The 23,752-nt window shown below is 70.4% G+C and carries 23 protein-coding genes; 16 read left to right on the forward strand and 7 right to left on the reverse strand.

The window, feature by feature from the left end:
• Positions 1–83 precede the first annotated feature (83 nt).
• Positions 84–1,064 carry an L-histidine N(alpha)-methyltransferase gene (locus OG758_RS42600; protein ID WP_326714779.1) on the forward strand — a complete coding sequence of 327 codons (981 nt, stop codon included), beginning with the start codon at positions 84–86 and terminating at the stop codon, positions 1,062–1,064.
• 135 nt (positions 1,065–1,199) lie between these two features.
• Positions 1,200–1,763: a dihydrofolate reductase family protein gene (locus OG758_RS42605; RefSeq protein WP_326714780.1), complete on the forward strand. Its 564-nt coding sequence runs from the start codon at positions 1,200–1,202 to the stop codon at positions 1,761–1,763.
• Positions 1,764–1,809: 46 nt separating this feature from the next.
• On the opposite strand, the gene OG758_RS42610 is transcribed toward OG758_RS42605, so the two are convergent.
• Positions 1,810–2,154 (reverse strand): VOC family protein, encoded by a 345-nt coding sequence (locus OG758_RS42610; protein ID WP_326714781.1) that lies wholly within the window; start codon positions 2,152–2,154, stop codon positions 1,810–1,812.
• A 91-nt stretch (positions 2,155–2,245) separates the two neighbouring features.
• Positions 2,246–2,758: a hypothetical protein gene (locus OG758_RS42615; protein WP_326714782.1), complete on the reverse strand. Its 513-nt coding sequence runs from the start codon at positions 2,756–2,758 to the stop codon at positions 2,246–2,248.
• A gap of 153 nt (positions 2,759–2,911) precedes the next feature.
• On the opposite strand from OG758_RS42615, the gene OG758_RS42620 reads away from it, so the two are divergent.
• The 7 genes from OG758_RS42620 to OG758_RS42650 all read left to right on the forward strand — a co-directional run bounded on the left by OG758_RS42620 (position 2,912) and on the right by OG758_RS42650 (position 10,870).
• Positions 2,912–3,385 carry a carboxymuconolactone decarboxylase family protein gene (locus OG758_RS42620; protein ID WP_326714783.1) on the forward strand — a complete coding sequence of 158 codons (474 nt, stop codon included), beginning with the start codon at positions 2,912–2,914 and terminating at the stop codon, positions 3,383–3,385.
• A gap of 223 nt (positions 3,386–3,608) precedes the next feature.
• A complete protein-coding gene (locus OG758_RS42625; protein ID WP_326716220.1) occupies positions 3,609–4,157 on the forward strand; it encodes a YciI family protein in 549 nt (182 codons plus the stop codon).
• Between the two features lie 109 nt (positions 4,158–4,266).
• Positions 4,267–5,148 carry a hypothetical protein gene (locus tag OG758_RS42630; RefSeq protein ID WP_326714784.1) on the forward strand — a complete coding sequence of 294 codons (882 nt, stop codon included), beginning with the start codon at positions 4,267–4,269 and terminating at the stop codon, positions 5,146–5,148.
• A gap of 82 nt (positions 5,149–5,230) precedes the next feature.
• Entirely contained in the window at positions 5,231–5,929 is a 699-nt protein-coding gene (locus OG758_RS42635; RefSeq protein ID WP_326714785.1) for an HAD family hydrolase, read from the forward strand.
• A gap of 164 nt (positions 5,930–6,093) precedes the next feature.
• Positions 6,094–6,402: a trypco2 family protein gene (locus OG758_RS42640; protein ID WP_326714786.1), complete on the forward strand. Its 309-nt coding sequence runs from the start codon at positions 6,094–6,096 to the stop codon at positions 6,400–6,402.
• A 15-nt stretch (positions 6,403–6,417) separates the two neighbouring features.
• On the forward strand, positions 6,418–10,410 hold the full coding sequence (locus tag OG758_RS42645; RefSeq protein ID WP_326714787.1) for a trypsin-like peptidase domain-containing protein: 3,993 nt from the start codon (positions 6,418–6,420) through the stop codon (positions 10,408–10,410).
• A gap of 4 nt (positions 10,411–10,414) precedes the next feature.
• Positions 10,415–10,870 carry a DUF4913 domain-containing protein gene (locus OG758_RS42650; protein ID WP_326714788.1) on the forward strand — a complete coding sequence of 152 codons (456 nt, stop codon included), beginning with the start codon at positions 10,415–10,417 and terminating at the stop codon, positions 10,868–10,870.
• A gap of 305 nt (positions 10,871–11,175) precedes the next feature.
• Here OG758_RS42650 and OG758_RS42655 read toward each other — a convergent pair whose 3' ends face one another.
• Complete coding sequence (locus tag OG758_RS42655) at positions 11,176–11,889, reverse strand: haloacid dehalogenase type II (RefSeq protein ID WP_326714789.1); 714 nt, start codon at positions 11,887–11,889, stop codon at positions 11,176–11,178.
• A 338-nt stretch (positions 11,890–12,227) separates the two neighbouring features.
• Here OG758_RS42655 and OG758_RS42660 point away from each other — a divergent pair, with 338 nt between their 5' ends.
• Complete coding sequence (locus OG758_RS42660; protein WP_326714790.1) at positions 12,228–12,791, forward strand: NADPH-dependent FMN reductase; 564 nt, start codon at positions 12,228–12,230, stop codon at positions 12,789–12,791.
• A gap of 33 nt (positions 12,792–12,824) precedes the next feature.
• On the opposite strand, the gene OG758_RS42665 is transcribed toward OG758_RS42660, so the two are convergent.
• The gene (locus OG758_RS42665) at positions 12,825–13,217 is read right to left on the reverse strand and encodes a VOC family protein (protein ID WP_326714791.1); all 393 of its coding nucleotides are present in this window, start codon (positions 13,215–13,217) and stop codon (positions 12,825–12,827) included.
• Complete coding sequence (locus tag OG758_RS42670) at positions 13,214–13,516, reverse strand: ArsR/SmtB family transcription factor (RefSeq protein ID WP_326714792.1); 303 nt, start codon at positions 13,514–13,516, stop codon at positions 13,214–13,216. Before OG758_RS42670 ends, OG758_RS42665 begins: the two co-directional genes overlap by 4 nt.
• 142 nt (positions 13,517–13,658) lie before the next feature.
• Here OG758_RS42670 and OG758_RS42675 point away from each other — a divergent pair, with 142 nt between their 5' ends.
• Both OG758_RS42675 and OG758_RS42680 read left to right on the forward strand, forming a co-directional pair.
• Positions 13,659–14,147 (forward strand): MarR family winged helix-turn-helix transcriptional regulator, encoded by a 489-nt coding sequence (locus OG758_RS42675; RefSeq protein WP_326714793.1) that lies wholly within the window; start codon positions 13,659–13,661, stop codon positions 14,145–14,147.
• A complete protein-coding gene (locus OG758_RS42680) occupies positions 14,144–15,430 on the forward strand; it encodes an MFS transporter (protein ID WP_326714794.1) in 1,287 nt (428 codons plus the stop codon). The genes OG758_RS42675 and OG758_RS42680 overlap by 4 nt, the downstream gene beginning before the upstream one ends.
• Positions 15,431–15,434: 4 nt before the next feature.
• Here OG758_RS42680 and OG758_RS42685 read toward each other — a convergent pair whose 3' ends face one another.
• Positions 15,435–15,836, reverse strand: a complete 402-nt coding sequence (locus OG758_RS42685) for a HEAT repeat domain-containing protein (protein ID WP_326716221.1) — start codon at positions 15,834–15,836, stop codon at positions 15,435–15,437.
• Between the two features lie 112 nt (positions 15,837–15,948).
• On the opposite strand from OG758_RS42685, the gene OG758_RS42690 reads away from it, so the two are divergent.
• The 3 genes from OG758_RS42690 (at position 15,949) to OG758_RS42700 (ending at position 18,431) form a co-directional block, all read left to right on the forward strand.
• Positions 15,949–16,293, forward strand: coding sequence for a YciI family protein (locus OG758_RS42690; RefSeq protein ID WP_326714795.1), 345 nt, complete (start codon positions 15,949–15,951; stop codon positions 16,291–16,293).
• On the forward strand, positions 16,290–17,537 hold the full coding sequence (locus tag OG758_RS42695) for an RNA polymerase sigma factor (RefSeq protein ID WP_326714796.1): 1,248 nt from the start codon (positions 16,290–16,292) through the stop codon (positions 17,535–17,537). The genes OG758_RS42690 and OG758_RS42695 overlap by 4 nt, the downstream gene beginning before the upstream one ends.
• A gap of 165 nt (positions 17,538–17,702) precedes the next feature.
• A complete protein-coding gene (locus OG758_RS42700) occupies positions 17,703–18,431 on the forward strand; it encodes a DUF899 family protein (protein WP_326714797.1) in 729 nt (242 codons plus the stop codon).
• 23 nt (positions 18,432–18,454) lie between these two features.
• Here the strand turns inward: OG758_RS42700 and OG758_RS42705 are convergent, their stop codons facing one another.
• Complete coding sequence (locus OG758_RS42705; RefSeq protein ID WP_326714798.1) at positions 18,455–19,405, reverse strand: helix-turn-helix domain-containing protein; 951 nt, start codon at positions 19,403–19,405, stop codon at positions 18,455–18,457.
• 90 nt (positions 19,406–19,495) lie between these two features.
• Between OG758_RS42705 and OG758_RS42710 the strand changes: the two genes are divergently transcribed.
• Positions 19,496–23,728 (forward strand): S8 family serine peptidase, encoded by a 4,233-nt coding sequence (locus OG758_RS42710; protein WP_326714799.1) that lies wholly within the window; start codon positions 19,496–19,498, stop codon positions 23,726–23,728.
• Positions 23,729–23,752: the final 24 nt, after the last annotated feature.

Consider the following 23,752-nt stretch of genomic DNA (forward strand, 5'->3'; position numbering starts at 1 on the left):
CACGAGGCCGTCGAGCGCGGGATCTTCTTGCGTCATAGGCAAGGACTTATGCGTTGTACGAAATGACGCGTACGGTCGATGTCATGACGCACCCCACCCCCGCACCGCACGGTTCCCCCGCACACTCCCAGCCGCACGGGCATGGGTCCCATGAGCTCGGCCACGATGCCACCGACTCCCATGGTCACGGCACACATGCGCGGGAAAACCACGGCACACACGCGCACGAGCATGCGCATGAGCAGGACGGCCTCGCGGAGCTGCTCGACCTCGATGCCGAACTGTTCGCTCCCTACCTCGCTGCTTCGATGCGTTCCATCGCCGAAGTGGCCGGGGACGACGTCAAGCGGATCGTGGACCTCGGCGCCGGTAGCGGAACCGGAACGTTCGCCCTGCTGAAGCAGTTCCCTTCCGCCCAGGTGACGGCCGTGGACAGCTCCGCCCACATGCTGGAACAGCTGACCCGAACCGCTGCCGCCAAGAACCTGGATTCGCGCGTCCACCCGCTGGAAGCGGACGCCGGTACGAGCCTTCCGGGCGTCACGGACGCGGACCTCGTATGGGCCTCCGCCTCCATGCACCACATGGACGACCCCACGGCGACCCTCGGCATCATCTTCAAGGCGCTGCGCCCGGGCGGACTCCTGGCCATCGCCGAACTCGACGGGATGCCACGTTTTCTCGCCGACGACGCGGTACCGGAGCGCCCCGGACTGGAAGGCCGCTGCCGCGAGGCACTCACGACGCTGCACGACGAAGAGGTACCCCACATGGGAGCCGACTGGGGCGCACTGCTGGCATCGGCCGGATTCACCCTTGAGGAGGAACGCGCAGAGAGTCTCGAACTGCGCCCGCAGTCGGGCGGCAGTGCCGGGCTCTACGCGCACGGCACGCTCAGCCGCATCCGCGGCGCACTGGTCGGCCGCGTCGACCCGGCCGACCTGGAAGCGCTGGACACCCTGGTGAACGGGGGTCCTGCGGACGTACGCCATCGCGACGACCTGGTGGTGCGCTCCGCGCGCGAGCTCTGGATCGCACGCCGCCCCACGGACAGCGGCTCGTAGCGACCCGGAGGAGCGAGCGACATGGTTGGCTGAACAGGTCGAATCACGCGATGCCGCTCCGACGTCTCTACTGGAGGCCATGGCCGATGGGAGCGGACGTGGCACGGAAGGTGCGAGCCGTTCGGAGGTATGGCCATGCAGACACTCACCGTCGATGTGTTCGTCTCGGTTGACGGGTACGCCGGCAGCGCGACATCGCCCGCCTACTTCGGCTACGACGGGCCCATGCTCGAGGAGTGGATCCACGAGGAGTTGGCCGGGCCGCAGCTGGTGCTCATGGGGCGACGCACCTACGAGGCCCTCGCGGGTCTCTCCGGCGAGACGGGTGGCGCCGGCACCGACCCGGTGCCCGGCGTGGACAAGGTCGTCTTCTCGTCGACGCTGAGGACGGTCTCCTGGCAGGACACCCGCGTGTGCCATGACGACCTGATCGCCGAGGTCACCCGGCTCAAGAGCGAGGGCCATGTGCCCCTGCGGACCATGGGCAGTCTGTCCGTGGTCCGGCAACTCCTCGAAGCGGGCCTCGTGGACCGGCTGAGGCTGATGACCTTTCCGCTGCTCGTCGGGGAGTCGGGCCGCGAGCCGTTGTTCGCCGGTGTGAGGTCGGCCGACCTGGAGCTGGTGAGCCATCATGACCTGGACGGCAGGGTGCTGGTGATGGAGTACCGCCCCACGGGACGCGCCATTCCACGGGCCTGACGGGCAGTCTCCATCCAGCCCTGGCCGTCCGGCCCTGGAGAGGTCGTCAGAGGTTGAGGGCGGTTTCGTGGCGCGGTTGGTAGAGGCCCAGCTCGCCGCCGCCCGGCAGCCGGATCCCGGTCTTGAGGCCCCAGCCGGCGTTCGTGACCGGGGCGCACGTGACCCCCTTGGCCGAGAGCTGATCGACCGTCGCGTTGACGTCATCGCACATCAGGTACAGCTCGTGTGACGGTGCGTCGGAGGGATGGACTGCCACCTCGGCCGGAGGCAGTTTGAAGATGAGCCAGCCATCGCCGGCATCGACGTGCGGATACTCCAGAACATCCCTGAAGAAGGCGCGGTCCGCCTCCGCGTCCTGGCTGTAGATGATGACGTGAGCGCCGTTAATCATGCGTGCAGGGTACTTACCGCTGGGGACGGAGTCCGGATATGACGCCGTGTCCCGGGGCGGCGATGTCCTGGGGGAGAAGCGGGAATTCCCGCTACGCGGCGCTCCGGGCCCGGCGGCCGACGAGCCCGGCCAGCGAGAACATCGTCGTACGCGGCGGCTGTCGCAGATCGCGGTCCGGGCGCAGGACCGTACGGAACGCGGCCCAGGCGAGTGCCCCGAGGGCGAACCCGTAACAGGCGACCAGCCCGTGGCCGTTCTCCTGGGCGAACCACATCGCCAGCCCAAGTACGGGCACGGCGCGCGCGAGCAGGCGGTTCTTGCTTGCGGTCTTTCGAGCGGCCCGGCGGGGCGAGCTCTCGTCGGCTGAGGCCTCGGCGTAGGGTCCCACGCCCTGGGAGTCCTTCTCGGGCACCTCGTCGGCGCCACCGCGCAGCAACAGCGCCGCGGCCAGCTTCGCGCCCAGGAAGGACGTCGCGCCCGAGCTGCCGGCGAAGTTGCGGGACGTTCGCCGCCGCGGCCGCCCAGCCCCGGACGAGAAGTTCACCCGCAGCCTGGACCTGATCTGCGCGGGCATCGCGACGCTCATCCCGTGAACCTCGCTCACCCGTTGAACCTCGTTCATCCCGTGAACCTCGTCGTCGGTGGCAGCTCCCGCGGGGCAAGACGTGGAGACGCAGGTCACATGCGGTCATGTCACAGCGCACGGAGCCGTTTCGTCATAGGGGTGTAGGCATCGGCAACGACGGAGGAGTTCACGATGAACGCCCGTTTGAACATGTTCGGCAACCCGGCGGCCATGAAGATCTGGAAGCACATCATCGCGGCGAACCAGGTGCTCGCCGAGTCGTCGGTGCCGCACGCGACGCTGGAGCTGGTGAAGATCCGTGCCAGCCAGATCAACGGGTGCGGCGGCTGCCTCGACATGCACACCAAGGACGCCGCTGCCGCCGGTGAGACCTCGACGCGCCTCAACCTGGTCGCGGCGTGGAGGGAGGCCACCGTCTACACCGAGGCCGAGCGCGCGGCGCTGGAGCTGACGGAGCAGGGAACCCGCCTCGCCGACGCGGCCGGCGGCGTCCCGGACGAGGTCTGGGCGAACGCCGCCAAGTACTACGACGAGGACCAGCTCGTCGTCCTCGTGTCGCAGATCGCCATCATCAACGCGTTCAACCGCGGGAACGTCATCATCCAGACGCCGGCCGGCGACTACCAGCCCGGCCAGTTCGGGTAACTCGGTCCGGACGGACGACGAGGTGTGCCCGGCCCGGCGGTGCTCTCCGGCCGACCGCTGGGCCGGCCGATCGCTGGGACCGCCGACCTGTCGGATCAGGCTGACTTGTCCGATCCGGCCGACCTGCCCGATCAGGTGGTCCGCCCCTTCAGGTGACCTCACTCGCAGACCGAATGAGGACGACTGCGAGGTGACGCTGGGCATGGTGGGACAGAGTGTGCGCATGGAGTTCTTCTGCTACCACCGCGATCGTCTCGACTCCCTGGCGCTACGTCAGGAGTTGCTGGAAGACCACTGGTCCTACATGGACCGGTACGGCAAAGAGCTGATCGCGCGCGGCCCGACGCTCAGCAGCGACGGCGAGGAGCCGACGGGGAGTGTGCACATCGTCGACCTGCCGGACACCGCCGCGGCACGCGCGTTCGCGTTCGACGAACCCGGCTATCAAGCCGGCGTGTACCGGGACGTGATGCTGCGCCGGTGGCGCAACAGGCTCGGACGCACCATGTGGGACTACCCCGGCGGCCCGACCGAAGGAAACCGGTACCTGGTGCTCGGCCTCGGTGCCGGGCAGGCTGCCGACCTCGATGTGCCCGCAGATGAGGACGACTTGATCGCGTACGGGCCTCTGCTGTCCGACGACGGCGCCACCTGGCTGGGTACGGCGGCGCTGGTCCGGGCGCCGGACCCGGACACGGCATGTGCCGTTCTGACCGTGGGTCTCTACGCCGAGATCGAGGTCCACAACTGGCAGTTCGGCGGCAGGCGGTGATGACGGCCCTCAGCCTGCCCTGAGAGCGGAGGACGGGCGAGCCGTGCAACGATTCCGGCCCCGCGTGCGTCAGTTATCCGAGAGTTCACTTCGATGCTGAAGGACGTAAATGCAACGCGAGTGTGCCTTCGGTGTCGCCGGGGCCGTGCTGTTGGCCACCGCCGGCATCACCGCCTGTCAGGGCGACGCCTCGGCCGCGCCGCCCGGCACGGCGCGGGTCGTCAAGGACACCGATGACGAGGCGGTCATCGAACTGTCCGACGGACGCCGGGTCTCCCTGCGCTACCAGGCCGGTACGGGCCTGCGCGAACGGCACCGGAGCGCCGGCGGCAAGCCCTGGTCCCACGCGAAGACGGTCTACGCCACCAAGACCGACCCCTGCCAGGGCATCGACCTGAAGGCAAAACGCGCCGCCGTCACCGTCCGCGCCAACTTCGGACAGTACTGCCGGGACGGCGAGCCACCGACGGAGAGTGTCGCCGCCGTCGGCACCGGTGGACTGCGGAAGTGGGACACCCACATCGCCAAGAACTGGGACGGCTGGGACCGGGTCGACATCGCCCGCGACGGGAAATCGGCGACGTTCTCGAGCAAGTCGTGGGCCAGCGCGACGACTCTCGACTGGCGCGCCGGCAAGGGCTTCGGCGAGGTCGCGACCACGTACAAGAAGCTCGGTGAGCGGTTCCTCGGCACCTGGAGCGCCGAGGACGGCAGCCACCAGGTGACCTTCCGGCAGAGCAAGCTCAACGTGCCCGCGTCGGTAACGGTCGAGATGCTCAAGGGCCCCACGTGCAAGGTCCGCATGGACTTGATCGACATCTGGGAGGACCGCGCACAGCCCAGGGGAGCCAAGGTCCTGGCGGGCGAGAAAACCACGTACTGCCCGCCCGAGGAGTTCAATTCCGAGTACGTGGTGGCGACCGCCGGCGGGCCGATGGAGCTCAGGAACCTCGGTGACGCCACGGCGCTGGTGACGTACCGGAAGCCGTGACGAAGTCGCCGGGAGCGTCGTCCGTTTCCTGGCCCACTGCCGGGCTTGCGCACCGGTGACGGGGAAGGCGAGGATCACCGGCATGGTCAAAGGTGTGATGTTCGACTTTTCCGGGACCCTCTTCCGCATCGAGTCGGTTTCCGAGTGGCTGGGAGCGGTTGTTGCCGAGGCCGGACTCGATATGAGTGCGGACGAACTCGCCGCGTGTGCCGGTCGGTTGACCGAGGCCGGAGCTCTGCCCGGAGGGGCTCCGCCTCGCGCGCTGCCGTCGCATCTCGAGGGGCTGTGGCGTGAACGGGACCTCAGCGCCGAGCAACACCGCGCTGCCTACACCGCTCTCGCCCGAGAGGCGTCCCTCCCGTCGGCGGAACTGGCCGAGGCGCTGTATGACCGGCACCGCACGGCGGCCGCATGGCGCCCCTATCCCGACACCGAAGCGACTCTCCGCGCTCTGCGTGGGCAGGGCGTTTCGGTCGCTGTGGTGAGCAATATCGGCTGGGACCTGCGGCCCGTCTTCCGTGACCACGCTGTCGACGGTCTCGTCGACGCGTACGTCCTCTCCTTCGAACACGGGGTGCAGAAGCCGGATCCGGGGCTCTTCCGAGCGGCCTGCGACAAGCTCGGACTGCCGCCCGAGGAGGTGCTCATGGTCGGCGACGATCGCGTCGCGGACGCGGGGGCTGCGGCGTTGGGGTGTCCGGTTCACCTGGTCGAGCACCTGCCCGTCGACCGACGACCGAACGCTCTGCGTGCCGTTCTTGGCCTCGTACAGGAAGGGTGAGTTGCGGTGTCTTCCTCTTCGATCAGCACCGACGGGGCGGCCGCGGTTCGGCGTTCCGCGGATCGTTGTCTGCGTTTCGTGCGGGATGACGGCTTGTAGGGGTGTGAGTTAACCAGGATCACTAGCATGGGTGCCCATGCTGAAGTCGTGACGAGGGGTAGGGCATGGCGAGCAGGGAACGCGACGAGGACTGGTTGGACCTGGCTGACGCCATCGAGGTGTTGCGTTCCCAGCTGTCGGAGGCGCAACGCCGCGGCCAGGGCTCGGAGTTGCGCTTCGTGCTGGGCGAGATCACCGCGGAGTTCGAGATCGAGCTGGTGCGCACGCGTAATGGCGGCGGGGCACTGCGGTTCGGCGTCGTGGAGGCCAACGGCCGTCAGGAGCGGTCGAAGCGGTCCGCTCAACGCGTGACCCTGCGTCTGAACCCGGAGCGTCGCGGCGGCGGAGACGTGGCCGTGGGCGACGTCGACTAGTAGGGCGGTGGGCTGATGGAGGAGGAACAGGTCGTTCTTGTCCGCGGCGCGGGCATCGGCAGTGGCTATCTGATCGCGCCGCGGCTCGTCCTGACCGCCGCGCATCTGCTGCCGCCACCGGAAACGCGGGCCGAGATCACTGTGGCGCTGCGGGATTCGGTGGCACGGTTCCCGGTGGTGGTGCGGTGGCGACGGCAGGACGAGGCCGTGGACGCCGCCCTGCTGGAGATCTCTGCCGATCATCCCGAGTGGTCCACGCCCGCCACACTGCGCGGCGCCCTCGGCCGCCGCCCGCAACGCTGGGGCTGGTGCGTGACGGGCGGTTCCGAGATGCGGGTCACCGCCACGGGATTCCCCCGGCAGCAGCGGGCCGCGGACGGCAGCCGGAACCGCGAGGAACTGCTCGGCCGGGTCAGGCCGCACGGCGGCAGGATCTCCGAAATTATCGACGACGCCGGCCTGTTGGGATTCGACACCACTGGGCTCGACCACGAGACCGCCGCGAACATCACCTCATGGTCCGGGATGTCGGGCGCGGCCCTCTTCCAGGAGCGCGGGAAGCTGCTGCTCGGCGTGGTGCGCGCGGACCGCCGGCCGCGCCACGGCACCCGGCTCACGTACACCCGCAGCGAGGATCTGCTGGCCTCCGCCGACTTCCGCGCCGTGGTCCGCGATGCGACCTCCGTCGACCCGCAGCCCGAACCGGTGGAGCTCGCAGGCTTGTTGGAGTCGGCGCCGCCCAAACGGGAGGTGACGTCCCCCACCATGCTGCTGCGGGCCGATACCGAGGTCGTGTCGTTCCACGGCAGGGAGGACACCCTCGCCGATCTGGAGCAGTGGTGCCTGGCGGATTCCGACGGCGCAACCGCTGTGCGCGTGATCACCGCCCCGGGGGGTCAGGGCAAGACCCGACTGGCGCGACAGGTGATGGCGCGGCTGCGAAACCGCGGCTGGGTGGCAGGACAGGTACGCCACAAGCCACGCGACCTGGACGCGCTGCGCACCGTGCAGCACCCGCTGCTCCTCGTCGTCGACTACGCCGAGACCATGCCCGAGCTGGTCAGGGAGCTGCGGGAGCAGACCGAGGAGGCCAGACATCCGGTACGCCTGTTGCTGCTCGCCCGCTCCCTCGGATCCTGGCGGACCAGGGCGACCGGTGCCCTCCCCGAGACCCGGCTGCACGCGCTCAGTACCGGTGCCGCGGACCGGGAGCACGCGTTTTTGACGGCGGCCCGCGACCTGTCGAGTCGCCTGGCCGAGGTGACCGGTGAGACGGACGTCGACTGGGCCCGGCTCCCCGACGCCCTCCCGGCAGCGGTCCGAGGTGCGGGCCCGCGGGCCGAGACGGCGCTGACCGTACAGATGGCGGCCCTCGCCGCGCTGCTGCGCCACGTACGGGTCCCCCAGCCGGTCGGGGACGTGCTGGAGTCCCAACTCCTGTGGCACGAGCAGAAGTACTGGCAGGATTCCGCCGAGGAGTGGGGCATGGGCAGGCGGGCGCAGAGGCTGCAGGCACGGGCCGTGGCGGCGGCCGTGCTGTGTCCCGCGCAGGACGAGCGGGAAGCCCGTGCCACCATCGCCCGGCTGCTGCCCGACGAACCGGCGTGGCTGACCGCGGACATCGCCGCCTGGCTGCGCGACCTGTATCCGCCGCCCGAGGGCCGCTACTGGGGCCGGCTCGAACCGGACCGGCTGGCGGAGTACCAGGCCTCCGAGCAGGTCATCGACGATGCGGGGCTGCTCGGCAGGCTGCTCGCCGGAGCCCCGGACCATCAACAGGTGCAGGCCTTCACCGTACTGGCCCGATCCGCCGTGGCCCACGTCAACGAGGGCCGCACGCGCGAGGCCCGCATCGTCATCGACCGGCTCCGCGAGACGGTGCGCCCGGCTCCCGCCGGCGAGCCACACAGCACCAGCAGGCTGACCGCCGACGAACCGCTGACAGCCACCGCCCTGCGCGCGCACTCCGACGCACTGCCGGAACAGTCCCATGTGCTGCGCGAGTACGCCCTCGACGTCGCCCGTGAACTGAGCCGCCTGTGCCGCACCACGGGCGACAGCCCACAGGCGCTGCGCGAGCGCGCGTGGGCACTGCACAACCTGGCGGAGCGGCACATGGCGGTCGGCGACTGGGAGGAAGCCCGAGTGGCGGCCGGAGACGCGGCCGCGCTCCGCAGGACGCAGGCGGACGACGGGACGAGCACGCACCGCACGGAGTGGGCCGACTCGCTGCTGGCGCTCTCGCAAGCCCGGCGCATGACCAGGCACCTGATGGAGGCTCACGACGCCGGCGACCAGGCGCTGGGCCTCTTCCGCACACTCGCGGCACAGGGCGGCGAGGACGGGGAGAAACGCGAGCGCGGCCTGGTCCGGGCGCTGATCAATCAGTCACAGGTGGTCTGGCGGCTCGACCCGAGCGCGATTCCCTTCGACCAGATCGCCAGGTCCGACGACCACACGGACGAGGCCGTCCGACGCGCCCGCACTCTGGCGGCCCGGCACCCCGATCTGGATCCCCTCCTGCTCACCAAGGCGCTGGCGGAGCGTGGGGCGAACCTGTGGCGCCTCCAACGGCATTCGGAGGCGCTGTCGCTGAGCGAGGAGGCGGCCGAGACCGCGCGCCGGTTGGCCAGGGAGAACCCCGATGCCTACGCCGCCGACCTCGCGAGCGCGCTGATGGGCCTGGCGGTCGACTACAGCAACGCCACACGGCCACCAGGCGAGGCCATGGCGCTGGTACGGGAAGCGATCGAACTCCTGCGCCCGCTGGCAGGGGATCTTCCCGGCGTCCACCGCTCCACTCTGGCGCAGATGCTGCACAATCTGGCCTGGGAGCAGTTCGACGCGGGGGACGCCGCGGCGGCGCGGGAGTCCATAGCAGAGGCCGTCGAGCATCGCCGGGCCCTGATGCGTCAACCGTACGGGACACCAGTTCCCGCTCTGGCCCAGTCGGTGAGCGCGCTCGCGACCCACCACGCGAGCGCGGGCGACCACCGGGCGGCGGTGGAGGGTTTCGAGGAGGCCCTGGCGACCTACGAGCGCACCGAACTCCCGCTCAGTGCGAGCGACTTGAAGAACCAATCCGGGACGGCCCTCAAACTCGCCCACTCCTACGATGCCCTGGGCCGCTCGGCGGACGCGCTCACCGCCCTGAACCAGGCCCTCGCCGTCCGGCACCGCCTCAGGGAGTATGCCCCCAGCCTGTACACGGAGGGGTATGCCACCGCTCTCCACGACCTCTCCGACCTGTACCGCAAGTACGACCGTCCGGTCGCGGAGCGCATCTTGCTGCGCCAGGCGCAACCCCTCTACCGCCGGCTGTCCCGCGTCACCGACGAGGGCCGCGAGGGGCTGGCGTGGTGTCTGCATGACCTCGGCACGAGCTACGCCACGTCCTGGGCGACGGCCGACCGCGCGGTTACGTCCCTGCGGGAGGCGTACGAGCTGCGCGTAGGCCTGTCGGCCGGCGACGCGAGACATGAGGAGGACCTGGCCGGCACCTGCGCTCAGCTGGCCCGCGTCCTGCTGATGACGAGCTCCTTCCACGAAGCCGTCCGTATCGCGGAGCACGAGGTGAGCCTTCGCAGCCGCCTGTCCGTCACGAACCGGGCCCGCCACGAGAGCCCGCTGTGCTTCGCGCTCCTACGGCTGGCCGAGGGGCGGGCGTCGACGGGGAACGAGGCCGACGCATGGCGCACCGCACTACAGGCGGAGCAGGCCTGCCTGACGCTGGTCGACCGCCCCGGCGAACCGCCGGCCGAGCGCGCGCTGCTCCTGTGCCGACTGGCCAGAGCGCTGAGCCTGTGCGGTCGCCGCGACTGGCGCCGGGCCGCCCGTGCGGAGCGACCGGCGCGGCGGGCCGTCCGCATCTACCGCCGCCTCGTGGACCAGGACCCCAGGACGCACCAGGCCGACCTGGCATGGGCCCTCAACACGCTCACCAAAGTCCTGGAACGCCTTGGCCGCCACGCCGAGGCGATCGACGTACAGCTGCGAAAGGGAGCATGACGCCGTGACATCACCACTGCCCGACGGGGAGAGGGACGAGCCGCTCGAGGACATCCGGAGGGACGAGGAGAGCGCCACCCGACCGGCAGAGCTGTACTACCCGAACGTGGCCGAGTTCGTCGCCGACCGGTTCATCTATTTCGTTCCCCGGCCGACCCCCGAATCCGGGCGGGTGTGGTGCCCGAGCTGGTTCACTCACGCTCAGGCGTTTTCCCGGCTGGACTCCATCTGGCGCGCCTGGGAGACGTTGCGCTGGGACGGCGCGCTGGGAATGTCGAACTGGTGGCTCCATCATGTCGACCCGCATCTGAGCGCCCTAATGGACCCGGTCACGGGACCGTTCGCCGGTTGTGCCGAAGGCCACGTGAGGAGTGAGCCTCTGCCGATCGACCCGGTGCCAGAAGGAGTGTTCGAGCAACACGCGCAGCCACCGGCGAAGGACCCGTTCGCCCTGGACTGAGCCGACCTGCCATGCGTCCCGCAGAGGACTCTATTTCCGCGCGGAGACGGAACCGTCGGACGTCATGAAGCACGCGAACCGCGAGCAGCGGCCTGGGTGTTCGCCGTTAGGCTCGTATGTCGTGAACGCCTATTTCACGACGGAACAGTGCCCGAGCTGCGGTTGCCACACCGACGGCCTGTCCAACAGATTCGCCTGCACTTCCTGCGACACGGTATGGACGTCGGGGGACCCGGAATCGGTCGTGAGCCCTCGCACGAGCGTCATGTGACATCCGGGAACCGCTGGTTGGCCAAACCCTATGGCTAGGGCAGGCCGGGGCGGGCAGGGCGAGCCTTGTCGAGCTGGTCGGCCAGGTCGTCCAAGTCGTCGGCGTACAGGTCGAATTGGTCCGCGGCGGTGGGCGGGTCGCCGACGGGGCGGGTGACGTAGGCGGTGCACAGGCCGAGGGTCTGGGCCGCACGCAGGTCCCAGGCGTGGGTGGCGACCATCAGCAGCCGCCCGGGCGGTCGCCCGGAGACCCTGACGGCCAACTGGTAGACCGCTGGGTCCGGCTTGTAGGTCCGGGCGTCCTCGGCGGACAACGCCTGGTGCCAGCGCAGGCCGGCGTGGGCGTTGACTTCCAGCAGCGCCGTGCGGCTCGCGTTGGAGAGTCCGATCAGCGGGTGCCGTTCCGCGAGTCGGGCGAGGCCGGTCACGGTGTCGGGCCACGGCGGGAGCCGGCGACCTGACCGGGCAAGCGCCGCTACGGAGGCAGGGTCGCCGACTCCGGCAGCGTCGGCGACGAGCCGGGCGGCTTCCTGGTCGAGCGCGTCACTGGTGACGTAGGGCCGGCCGCCGTCGAGGATGCGACGCTGCTCGCGCTCGATGTGCTGCTGCCACAGCGACAAAAGCCGTTCGACACTGAGGTTGTCGAGCGACGGGTCGAGTTCGCGAATGCCGTTGCGGATACCGGCGGGTTCGTCGACGAGGGTGCCGAGTACGTCGAAGACGACGGCATCGATCTCCAGCTGCGACATGGGCGAGGTCTCCATGCAAGGGGTGAGACGGCGGATGGCCGAACGTAGTGGGAGGGTCGCCAAGGAGGCAAGCCGCGTTGGACGCCTACGCCTGGACGCCTACGCCTGGCCGGCGGGTCCCGCGACCTTCAGGAGGGCGGGTGGCCGGTGTTGTGTGCCAGGTGGCGGCGGGGATGGCAGGAGTTCGCCGCTGCCGGAGTGGCGGCGAGGCGGCGGAGCGCGGCGCCGTCGCTTGTCGTCACAGGCAACCGCAGTGGGAAGCAGGGGAGTTGGGCCCCGATTGTGCTCCGCCGGCGAGCAGCAGCCGGAACCGGTGAACGGCCCGATAGGTTGAGCGGATGTTTACGCTGCCTTCGATCCTGCTGTTGTCCGGAAGCCTGCGCACCGATTCCTCCAACGAGGCCGTGCTGCGTACCGCGCAGGCCCTGGCCTCCCCTCAGGTGCGCACTGTCATGTACGACGGGCTCGCGGCGCTTCCGCATTTCAACCCCGACGATGACGCCGATCCGTTGCCGGTCCCCGTGGCCGCGTTGCGCGCGGCGATCGCGGAGGCGACTGCGATCCTGATCTGTACGCCGGAGTACGCGGGCACCTTGCCGGGTTCGTTCAAGAACCTGCTGGACTGGACGGTCGGCGGCACCGAGATCTGCGACAAGCCCGTGGCCTTCGTGAACGCGGCTGCCCCGGGCCGGGGCGAGGGCGCCGCGGCGACCCTGCGCACCGTACTCGGCTACACGGGCGCCGACATCGTGGAGTCGGCCTGCACGAGGATCCCGGTGGAGCGCCGGACGATCGGCACGGACGGATTGATCACCGATCCGACGGCGCGGGAGCAGCTCGGCAAGGTCCTTGGCCTGCTTGCCGAGTTTCCCGCACCGGCAACGAAGCCCGACGAAGCGTAGTCCCGGCCACCGCCCTTCCACGCGGTCGGTCGCCTACTCCGGCTTCGTCGCGATCTGGATCAGGTTGCCGCACGTGTCGTCGAAGACGGCGGTGGTGACGGGGCCCATCTCCACGGGTTCCTGGGTGAAGACCACACCGAGGGCGCGCAGGCGCTCGTACTCCGCCTTGACGTCGTCGACGGCGAACTGGGCGAGAGGGATGCCGTCCGCGACGAGCGTGTCGCGGTAGGGCTTGACGGCCGGGTGACCTGCCGGCTCCAGGAGGAGTTCGGTGCCGCCCGGCTCGTCGGGCGAGACGACGGTCAGCCAGCGGTCCTTCTCGCCGATCGGGACGTCGTGCTTCTTCACGAAGCCGAGGATCTCGGTGTAGAAGCGCTCGGCCTTGGCCTGGTCGTCGACGAAGACGCTGGTCAGGTGGATCTTCATGAGGTGCTCTCCTCCGGTCCGGATGTGTCGGGCACGGGCCATCGCTCGGCGATGTGGCGCAACGGCGCCGTGTTGAGGTCGTGGAACTTGTAGCGGCCCTCCCGCCTGGTCTCGACGAGCCCGGCGGCCTCCAGCACGGCGAGGTGCTGGGAGACGCCCTGGCGTGAGATGCCGAGCTGATGCTTCATGCTCAGTCGCCCGCAGATCTCGAACAGTGTCTGTCCGGACTTCTCCGAGAGCTCGTCGAGGATGGTGCGGCGGGTGGGGTCGGCCAAGGCTTTGAAAAGATCGTCGGCCATGGCCAGATGATAGGCAACTCTTTACTTGCCTATCAAGTCGAGGTGCGCCGTGTCCTGCCGACGTCCTGCGCCTCGGTTCGGCCAGTTCGCCTGTGAAGTGGTGACCCAGGCTCATTTATCGCAGCGCTGTTATATTAGCGCTGTGACATCTACTGATCCCACGGTGCTGCCCGATCCCTGGCAGTCGCTGCACCAGCTGCTGGCCGCCATGGACGCCGAGATCGAGCAGGTCTACGTCGAGCGTGGCATCAAGGGGGTGCGGCCGCGGTTCGCGTACCCGCTGATCCGGCTCGCCCACGCCGGACCCCTGACCATCCGTGAACTCGCGGAGTCCCTGAACCGCTCGCACTCCGCGATCAGCCAGACCATCGCCGCCATGCGCAAGGAGGATCTGGTCACCTCCGAACCAGGGCCCGACGCCCGCACCCGGCGGATCAATCTCACCGAACGCGGCCGCTCGCTGGTGCCGTTCCTGGAGGCCGAGTGGCGGGCCACGCACGCGACGGTCGCCGAGCTGGACGGCGAGATCCCGTACTCGATGACGGCTGTCGTCGAGGAGGTGCGGCGGGCACTGGAGCACCGGTCGATGCGGGAGCGGATCCTCCGTCACCTCACGGAGCCACCGCAGTGAACAGGCGTGTCCGGTTCCTCGACACCCGCCCGCTGCGTCGCTGCCGGCCGTTCCGTGACCTGTGGATCGGCACCTCGGCCTCCCAACTCGGCGGCCAGATAGCGACGGTGGCGGTTCTCGCCCAGGTCTGGGACCTGACCGGCAGCACGGTGGGCACCGGCGCCATCGGGCTCGCCACCGGCCTGCCGATGGTGCTGTTCGGGCTGCTCGGCGGCACGTTGGCCGACAGTGTCGATCGCCGTGCGCTGGTGCGGGCCACCACGGCAGGCCAACTGCTGGTCGCCGCAGGGCTGTCCGCTCAAGCCGTGGCGGGCAACCGGAACGTGGTCCTGCTACTCGCCCTGGTTGCGGCCGGGACCGCTTGCGGCGCGCTGGGTGCCCCTGCCCGGCGAACCTTCCCCGTCCGGCTGCTTCCGGCCGACCAGGTCGCGGCCGGTCTCGCGCTGACGAACGTCTCGTTCCAGGCGGCGATGCTGGCCGGACCCGCGCTGGCCGGGCTGATCATCGCCCGCTGGGACCTCCCTGCCGCATACGGTGCCCAGGCCGTGACGACGGTGGTCTCGGTGCTCGCGGTGATCCGTCTCCCGGCCATGAAGCCTGAGGGCGCCGACAGGAATCACACCAGGCGCTGCCCGGAGCGCGGAGGTTGGCGGATCGTGCTGCGCCGCCCGGCGCTGTGGGGCTCGATGGCCACCGACCTGTCCGCGACGCTGCTCGCCATGCCGGTCGCGCTCTTCCCGCTGGTCAACGAGATCCGCTTCGGTGGCAACCCGCAGACCCTCGGTCTGTTTCTCACGGCCGTCGCGGTCGGCGGGATCACGGCAGGCATTCTCTCCGGCACGGTGACGCGCTGGCGCCGCGGCGGCCTGGTCCAGCTGTGCGCGGCCGCCGTCTGGGGCCTCGCGCTGGCGGGCTTCGGCCTGTCCGGGCCGCTGTGGCCGGCGCTCGGATGCCTGGCCGTGGCCGGGGCCGCCGACACCGTTTCCGTCGTCACCCGCAGTGCGCTGGTCCAGTTGGAGACCCCCGACGCGTACCGGGGGCGGGTTTCCTCGCTGGAGCACGTCATCGGCATCGCGGGCCCCGAACTCGGCAATTTCCGCGGCGGTTTGATGGCATCGGCCACCTCCGCCCCCGTCGCCCTGGTCGCCGGCGGCCTCTCCGCCACGCTGGCAGTCGCCGCGGTGGCAGCGACGAACGCCTCCCTCCGTACGTACCGCACGCCGCCGACCACCGACGAGCCGAGCGCGCCCGAGACCGTGGACGCGGCGACGGTCACTGGGTAGCCGGTCATGGCGGACCCGGTCTGTCGTCCGTCCATGCCAAGATCTCCGCGGCACCTTGACGGACAGCCGCTACTGGGTCCCGGCCGAGCCGCCCGCAGACCGTTGCGACGTCCGGCCCCACGAGCGCGTCATGCACTCCGGTCTCCATCCAGTCGGCCTGGCTGTCGTCGGCCCCGGCAATCGCGAGAGCGAGGAGCCTTACGGAGGCCGTCGTTCCCACGCGGGCCAGGGCCTCTGCCGTCTGCCGGGTCACCGCCGTGTCCTCGGCGTCCAGCAGCAGCCCCACCAACGCTTCCGCAGCCTCGGGAACATGGGCGGACGACGCAAGTTCACGCCCCGCCCGAACACGTTGCGACCACGAAGGGGAGAGGGCCTCAGTCAAAGCCGACTCCAACCGGCTCAACATCTCTGACACACCCAGAGAGTCTCACGCTCACGAAGAAGGGGGTGGTTATGCGTCTGAGATGCGCGTCTGAGATGCGATTCGCGGCTCTCACGCCGGCAGCATCGGGGGCAGAATGAACAGGGTGAAGTACGTGCTGCTCATCTGCGACGACGAGAAGGTTTCACCCAGCAACGAGGAACTCGACGCGGACCCCGTACACCAGGCCTGGCTCGCGGATCTCGACCGGCGCGGCGGCATGCTCGTCGGCGCGCGGCTGCGTCCGGTGGTGGACGCGACCACGGTCCGGGTCCGGGACGGCGAAACCCTGGTGTCGGACGGCCCGTTCGCTGAGACCAAGGACTTCGTCGGCGGCTTCGTGATCGTCGAGTGCGCGGACCTGGACGAGGCGATCGCGATCGCCGAAGGCCATCCCTACGCGCGCTGGGGCGGCGTCGAGATCCGCCCGGTCTGGGAATGACCGCGCCGGACGACCAGGTCCGGACAGCCGTCGACGCGGCGTTCCGGGACGAGTGGGGCCAGGTGGTCGCAACCCTGATCGGGATGACGGGCGACTGGGACCTGGCGGAGGACTGCGCGCAGGACGCGTTCGCCGCCGCGCTGACGACCTGGGCGCGCGACGGCGTGCCGCGCCGCCCGGGGGCATGGCTCACCACCACCGCCCGCAACCGCGCGACCGACCGGCTGCGGCGCGACGCCGTCGGCGCGGCCAAGCTGCGCGGGCTCGCCGTGGTCACCAGAGACCCGGATGAACCGCCGGTGGAGGACATCCCGGACGAGCGATTGCGGTTGATCTTCACCTGCTGCCATCCGGCGCTGCCCTTCCCGGCCCGGGTCGCGCTCACCCTGCGTACGCTGGCCGGGCTGAGCACCGCCGAGATCGCCCGGGCCTTCCTGACGGCCGAGCCGACGATGGCGCAGCGCCTGGTCCGCGCCAAGCGCAAGATCGCCGAGGCCGGCATCCCGTACCGCGTGCCACCCGCCGACCTGCTCCCGCAGAGACTCGCCGCCGTCCTCGCGGTGCTCTACCTGATCTTCAACGAGGGGTACGACGACGAGGGCGAGGACGCCCGCCGGGCGCTGACCGCCGAAGCGATCCGGCTGGCCCGGGTCCTGATCCGGCTGATGCCCAGCGAACCCGAGCCGCGCGGACTGCTCGCCCTGATGCTGCTGCACGAGGCGCGCCGCACGACCCGTACATCCGGCGGCGTCCTCGTCACGCTGGAGAAGCAGGACCGGCGCAGGTGGGATCAGGGGCTGATCGCCGAGGGCGTGGAGATCCTCGACCAGGCGCTGGCCGGAAGGTGTACCGGGCCGTACCAGGTCCAGGCCGCGATCGCCGCGTGCCACGCCACCGCGCCCGACGCGGCGAGCACGGACTGGCCGCAGATCGCGGTGCTGTACGCGGAGCTGGCCCGGTTGGCCCCGTCCCCGGTCGTCGAGCTGAACCGGGCGGTGGCGGTCGCGATGGCGGACGGCATCCCGGCCGGTCTGGCGCTGGTCGACGAGCTGGCGGCATCCGGGCGCCTCGACGGTTACCACCTGCTGCCCGCGACCCGGGCCGACCTGCTCCGCCGCTCCGGCCGGAGGGCCGAGGCCAGGCAGTCGTACGAGGAAGCCCTGAAACTGGCGCCGACCGAGGCCGAGCGGCGCTACCTGTCCGGCCGGATCAGTGAGCTGACCAGTGGAAACGGCGAGCTCTGACGAGCGTCGCGCACATTCCGCGAAATTTCTTCGCCGCCGGTGTCGATCCGGCGGGACCGCCTTCGTCGGTGGGGTGAAAGTCGCTCTGGAGATGAGCCGGAGATGAGCCGGAGAAGAGTCTCCGGGCAGGCCCCCTCCGGACAGGACATGAAGGGATGAGTTCTCATGAGCACCGAAGCGAGTGCTGCGGCACCCAAGGCCGTCGACCGAGCCGCCTACCAGGCAGAACTGGACGCGCTGCGGATCCGGGAGAAGGCGTACACCCGCGAAGGCGACGCGATCGCGGCGGCCCGCCGCCGGCTGCCCATGGTGGAAGTGGACGCCCGTACCCCGCTGACCGGCCCGTCCGGTCAGGTCACGCTGCTGGACGCATTCGAGGGCCGCACGCAGCTCATCGCGTACTTCCAGATGTGGCACGCCGACCACCCCGCCGCCGAGCAGTGCGAGGGCTGCACGTTCTTCAACAGTCAGGTCCGCGAGCTGTCCTACCTGCACTCCCGTGACGTCACCTACGCGACGCTGTGCCAGGGCCCGTACGAGGAGAGCGTCCGCTACCGCGACTTCATGGGCTGGGACGTGCCCTGGTACTCGGCCCGGGAGTCGATCGACACACTGATGGCGGGGCGTGGCCCGTTCATGCTGGCGTGCTATCTGCGCCGGGGGGACCGGGTGTTCGAGACGTACTGGACCACCGGCCGTGGCGTCGAGGCGATGGACCAGACGTACGGCCTGCTGGACCGGACGGCGTACGGGCGGCAGGAGCCGTGGGAGGACTCGCCCGCCGGCTGGCCGCAGATCAGCGGCAACTACATGCGTACCGACGGACGCCCCACCGCCCAGTGGGCCCGCGTCGAAGCCGGAGGCTCCGACGACCTCGAAGTCCCCGGGCGCTAGTCGAGCGACCGGCTTGCTGGGTTTCATATCCACCCCCGGCGCGCCGCGATCACCCCCGCCTGGAAGCGGTTCGCGGCGCCCAGCTCCTCGTGGAGGCGGCTGATCCGGCGCCGCATGGTCCGTACCGACCAGCCCAACTGGCGAGCTATCGCCTCGTCCTTGAGGCCGCCGACGAGGAGGGTCAGCATCTGGCGGTCCTCCTCGCCGAGGGGGTCGTCCTCGGTGGGGGCACCCAGCGGAGTCGCGGTGCGCCAGCACAGTTCCCAGTAGTCGATGAGGCCGTCGAGCAGGGCTGACGGGCGGATGACGGCGGCGCGTACCTCCGTGGTGAAGTCGAGGGTGAGCGGCATCAGGGCGAGGCGGCGGTCGGAGATGGCCAGTTTGATGCGCAGGCCCGGCAGTACGCGTGCCTGCTCGCCGTGCGCCACCAGCTCGCGGATGTCGCCCAGGACTCCGGGCCACTCCAGCGCCTCGGGGGCGTAGACGGCGCGGTAGTGGACGCCCCGGGTGAGGGCCGTGGCCTCGACCGGGTTGGAGGTGGTCAGCGCGTACGGCGGGCGGTCAAGGGTGATGACCTCGTCGCGTGCTTCCTGCTGAAGCTGTACGAACCAGCGGCCCAACGCCTCGCCGCCGGTGATGACTTCGACCTGTTCGGAGCCGCCCTGCCGGGCCGCGGCGAACAGCCGTGAGAGCTCGCCGGCCGCCGCCCGGACGCCGTCGAGATCGGCGGTACGGGAGCGGACCAGGGACTCCAGGGCCGCGCCCGGCTCAATGGCCGCGTACCGGCGGCGCGTTCCGGCCAGCCGTCCTACCAGGCCGTTTTCGCGCAGCCGGTCGAGGGCGCGGGCGACCCGCTCGGTGGAGCAGGACAAGTCATCCGCCAGCTCGGCGGGTGCGGCGGTGTGCCGGACGAGGATCGCGCGGTAGACGCTCTCGTCGAAGGCTTCGATTCCTGCGGCGGTCAGCTGAGGCATGGCCGGATCTTGGCCCGTGTGTGCCAGCGGCAGCAATGGGCCAGGCCAAATCATTGTCTGGACCACTCGCTTCCGATTTATTCGTCTGGCATGACCCCTCGAAGAACGTTCACCGCCGGGCTCACGGCCGCCGTCATCGGCGGCTTGCTGTCCGCGGTGCCCCAGTCCGCCACCGCGGACCCACACCAGGACCCCGAGCAGCGTGTCATCGTCACGCTGTCAGGGGCCGCCGCCGCGACGGGAAAGGGCCGGCTGCGGTCCGCCGACGCCCAGGAGATCGGCGCCGACCGCGCCTCCCTCGCCGCACGGCAGGAGGCGTTCCTCGGTGACGCGAAGGACGCCGGGCTGCGCACCGGCTCCCCGCGCCGCCTGAACCTGCTGCTCAACGCGGTAGCCGTGACCGTGAAGGCCTCCGAGGTCCCCGAGTTGAAGCAACTGCCCGGGGTGGCCTCCGTGGTCCCCGACACCAAGATGCACATCCTCACCGACGACAGCGTGCCGCTGATCAACGCCCCGCAGGTCTGGCAGCGCAAGGACCCGGCGGGCAACGGCGCCGACGGCAAGGGCGTCACCGTCGCCATCCTCGACAGCGGCGTCGACTACAGCCACCCGGACCTGGGCGGCGCCCTCGGCAAGGGCCACAAAGTCGTCGGCGGCTACGACTTCGTCAACCGCGACGCCGACCCGACGGACGACAACGGCCACGGCACCCATGTCGCCGGCATCATCGCGGGCAAGGCCGCCGAGAAGGGCGGCGTCACCGGTGTGGCCCCAGGTGCCGACCTCCTTGCGTACAAGGTCATGGACGATGCGGGCGAGGGTTACACCTCCGACATCGTCGCCGGCATCGAGGCCGCGATCGACCCGGCCAATCCGCACCGCGCCGATGTCATCAACATGAGCCTCGGCGGCTACGGAGACGGCCGCGATCCGCTCGGCCTGGCCGCAACCGCCGCCACCAAGGCCGGAGTTGTCGTGGTCGCCTCGGCCGGCAACGAGGGCCCGGGGAGCGACACCGTCGGCACCCCGGCCGCCGCCGACGGCGTCATCGCGGTCGGGGCCTCGGTCAGCGGCCTGCGCATACCAGACGCCACCTACAAGGGCGGCAGGAAGATCCAGACGTACCGCGGCGTGATCTCCGCGAACCCGCCCGCGGCCCCCGTCACGACGGAGGTCGTCGACCTCGGCCAGGGCACCGCGGAGGACTGGGAGCGGGCCGGAGACGTCAAGGGCAAGGCCGTCCGTATCGACATGCTCGTCGCGGACACCCAGGAGCATCTGTCCGCCTGGGAGATCGAGATGGCCCGCGAGGCGGAGCGCCATGGGGCGCTCGCCATCATCGGAGGGAAGAGCTCGGGCGGCGGTCCGGTGCTCGCCGGACAGCCGCAGGACGCGGGCCGGCCGGACACCGCGGGTCAGCCGCCGGCGGCGAAGGCGGACGGCACCGTGCCGCTCGCGCCGGCGACCTCCGTCAAGGAGTCCGGCGACTCGCTGCGCATGGACTCCATGGTCATGCTGGGCGTCGACTCGACCCAGTACGCCGAGCTCGGCCGCCGTCTGGCGGACGGCAAGGTCGAGGTGACGATCAGCGGCACGGACGTCACGGACAAGATCGCCTCCTTCTCCTCGCGCGGCCCCGACCAGCGCTGGGACCTCAAGCCGGACCTGGTCGCACCGGGCTACGACATCCGTTCCACGATCCCCAAGTCCCTGTATGCACCCGGCTATTACCGCCTCTCCGGTACGTCGATGGCGGGACCGCACGTCGCGGGCGCCGCGGCCCTGCTGCGCCAGCTCCACCCTGGTGAGACCCCGGCGAAGGTCACCTCCGAACTCGTCGGCAGCACCAAGCAGTTGACGGAATACGGGGCAACGACCGCCGGTTCCGGCCGGCTCGACGTCGCCGCGGCCGCGGACCGGGCGGACACCGCCGTCACCACCACCCCGGCCACCCTCTCGTACGGGCTCGCCGACCTGGCGCGGCACACGGTGGGCGGCAGCAAGAAGCTCACCGTCAACAACTCCGGAACCCGGACCCGCTCCGTCCGCCTGAAGGTGAGCGGCGAGGCCCGGGTCAGCCCGAGCAACCTGCGTATCCCGGCGGGTGGCAGCGCCACCGCGACCGTCACCCTCGGCGCCGACCGCCCCGCGGGCGAGGCCGAGATCAGCGGCACGGTCACGGTCACGCCGCAGGGCGGCGCGGCCCTGCGCGTCCCGTATCTCCTGGTCGTACGGCAGCTGTTCGTGCAGGCGGGCCCCGACCCGAGCGACGGCAGGTCCACCGCGGTCGTCTTCACGCCGGCCCCGCTGGCGAAGCCGCCGGTCCTCACCGTGACCCCGCCGCACGGCAGGCCCTACTCGGTCACCACCCGACTCCGCTCCGGGAACGTCTACCAGGCGGAGATCACCGGCCGCGGCACCGGCGCCCATCTGGTCTCGGTGACTGGTCGGACCACCGACGGCAAGACCCTGACGAGCAACCGCGACGGCTTCGAGGTGACCCCCGAGGACAGCCGCGACTCCCGCTGGCAGCCGGTCGGACCCAACTCGGAGAGCGGCGACATCAGCACCGCGCGGAGCGACCCAGGGGCCGCCGTGCTCACCCAGTACAACAAGGCCGGCCCCTGGTCGACCGAGGACAAGGGCGCGACCTGGAAGCAGCACACCAGGCTGCCGCTCGGCAACGTGTCGGGCCAGGCCTTCACCGTCATCGACCCGACGAACGCCAAGCGCTGGTGGTACGCCGCGAACAGCGCCTCCGGTACCCCCCGCACCGGCTCGATCCTGCGCACGGAGGACGCCGGCCGCAGCTGGAAGACCCTGAACACCCCCGACACTCCCATCTATGACTTCCTCGCCGACGAGGCGACGAAGACCCTCGTCGCCCGCACCGCCACCGATCTGCTGATCAGCAGGGACGGTGGCGACACCTGGGCGTCCCAGCCCATAGGCCTTCCCGCCGACCACGTCTACGACCTGGCGATCGGCGGTGACAGCCTCTACCTCTCGGCGGGCACGTCACTCTGGAAGCGCGACGGCCTCTCCACCGGCACGCTCGGCGCAGCCGTCAAGGTCCACGACTCGGTGGACGGCGGCGTCTCCGTCAATGTGGTCGCGGACAGCCAGGTCGTGGCGATCTACGAGATCGGCTCGGGCATCGTCGGTTCCTTCGACGGCGGCAAGACCTGGGCGGCGCTGGACAATCACGGATACGGCGCTTCCGGAATGACCCTCACCGGCGGCGACCTGTACGTCAGCTACGGCGGTGACACCCGGGTCGGCCGCAACCACGGCCGCGAGTGGAGCACCATCCCCGGCGTCAACCGCGCCTCGACCGTCTCCGACTTCGACCGCTGGGCCGACGGCTCGCTGACCGTCTCAGCGGACGCGGCCGGCGTGTACCGGGGCACGACGGAAGGCAAGGACTACCGGCGCCTGGGCGTCCAGGGCGGCACCGTCAACTCCCTCGCGGTGAGCGGCGACCAGCTGCTCGCGGCCGGTCGGCAGGGCACCCACCGCTCCCGGCTCCCAGTCTCCGGGGCCGAGTGGGGCACCACCGGGGGCGAGGGCAGGATAGGCGTCGAGACCCGGCTGCTGCAGACCTCTCCCAAGGACTCACGGATCGTCTGGCGGGTGCAGTACAACGCCTGGGGAGGCTTCCGTCTGGAGCGCAGCGGCGACTCGGGCGTCACCTGGAAGAAGAAGGGCGAGAGCAACGGCACGGTGTTCGCGATGGCCGTGCACCCCGCCGACCCCGACCGCGTGTACGTCTCGTACGGCAACCTGCTGGGCGTGGGCCTGTTCTCCACCGAGGACGGGGGAGCCAACTGGAAGAACCTGCTCAACGACCGGACGTACTTCACCGCGGTCGCGGGTGACCCGAAGAACCCGGACCGGCTGTGGCTCGGCGCCCCCGACGGCCTCTACCGCTCGGACAACGGCGGCGACGACATCACCAAGGTTGCCGACGGCCGCGTGGACACCGTCGAGTTCACCGGCTCACGGATGCTGACCGGCGGCGACACCATCAAGGTGTCGACGGACGGCGGAAAGACCTTCCGCACCGGCGACACCGGCAAGCTGCCGCTCCGGGTCAAGGACCTGCTGCAGGTGGGCAGCACGCTGTACGCGGCGACCACCAGCTACTGGGAGACGGCCCTGCCGCGCGGCGGGCGTGGCGTCCTGCGCTCCACGGACGGCGGCCGGACCTGGCAGAACATCTCCACCGGCCTGCAGAACCTCAACGCGACCAGCCTCGCGGCCGACGGCGGCCGGCTGTACGTGGGCACGGTCCAGGGAGGTGTGCACCGCCTCAAGCTCTGACCCTCTCCCGAATGCGCGCCGCAC

The organism is Streptomyces sp. NBC_01474, assembly GCF_035918215.1.
Lineage (GTDB): Bacteria > Actinomycetota > Actinomycetes > Streptomycetales > Streptomycetaceae > Streptomyces > Streptomyces aureus.

Coding starts and splice junctions, on each gene's coding strand:
- OG758_RS42600 (WP_326714779.1), top strand. CDS start 84: ATGACGCACCCCACCCCCGCACCGCACGGTTCCCCCGCACACTCCCAG.
- OG758_RS42605 (WP_326714780.1), top strand. CDS start 1,200: ATGCAGACACTCACCGTCGATGTGTTCGTCTCGGTTGACGGGTACGCC.
- OG758_RS42610 (WP_326714781.1), bottom strand. CDS start 2,154: ATGATTAACGGCGCTCACGTCATCATCTACAGCCAGGACGCGGAGGCG.
- OG758_RS42620 (WP_326714783.1), top strand. CDS start 2,912: ATGAACGCCCGTTTGAACATGTTCGGCAACCCGGCGGCCATGAAGATC.
- OG758_RS42625 (WP_326716220.1), top strand. CDS start 3,609: ATGGAGTTCTTCTGCTACCACCGCGATCGTCTCGACTCCCTGGCGCTA.
- OG758_RS42630 (WP_326714784.1), top strand. CDS start 4,267: ATGCAACGCGAGTGTGCCTTCGGTGTCGCCGGGGCCGTGCTGTTGGCC.
- OG758_RS42635 (WP_326714785.1), top strand. CDS start 5,231: ATGGTCAAAGGTGTGATGTTCGACTTTTCCGGGACCCTCTTCCGCATC.
- OG758_RS42640 (WP_326714786.1), top strand. CDS start 6,094: ATGGCGAGCAGGGAACGCGACGAGGACTGGTTGGACCTGGCTGACGCC.
- OG758_RS42645 (WP_326714787.1), top strand. CDS start 6,418: ATGGAGGAGGAACAGGTCGTTCTTGTCCGCGGCGCGGGCATCGGCAGT.
- OG758_RS42655 (WP_326714789.1), bottom strand. CDS start 11,889: ATGTCGCAGCTGGAGATCGATGCCGTCGTCTTCGACGTACTCGGCACC.
- OG758_RS42660 (WP_326714790.1), top strand. CDS start 12,228: ATGTTTACGCTGCCTTCGATCCTGCTGTTGTCCGGAAGCCTGCGCACC.
- OG758_RS42665 (WP_326714791.1), bottom strand. CDS start 13,217: ATGAAGATCCACCTGACCAGCGTCTTCGTCGACGACCAGGCCAAGGCC.
- OG758_RS42670 (WP_326714792.1), bottom strand. CDS start 13,516: ATGGCCGACGATCTTTTCAAAGCCTTGGCCGACCCCACCCGCCGCACC.
- OG758_RS42685 (WP_326716221.1), bottom strand. CDS start 15,836: ATGTTGAGCCGGTTGGAGTCGGCTTTGACTGAGGCCCTCTCCCCTTCG.
- OG758_RS42690 (WP_326714795.1), top strand. CDS start 15,949: ATGAACAGGGTGAAGTACGTGCTGCTCATCTGCGACGACGAGAAGGTT.
- OG758_RS42695 (WP_326714796.1), top strand. CDS start 16,290: ATGACCGCGCCGGACGACCAGGTCCGGACAGCCGTCGACGCGGCGTTC.
- OG758_RS42700 (WP_326714797.1), top strand. CDS start 17,703: ATGAGCACCGAAGCGAGTGCTGCGGCACCCAAGGCCGTCGACCGAGCC.
- OG758_RS42705 (WP_326714798.1), bottom strand. CDS start 19,405: ATGCCTCAGCTGACCGCCGCAGGAATCGAAGCCTTCGACGAGAGCGTC.
- OG758_RS42710 (WP_326714799.1), top strand. CDS start 19,496: ATGACCCCTCGAAGAACGTTCACCGCCGGGCTCACGGCCGCCGTCATC.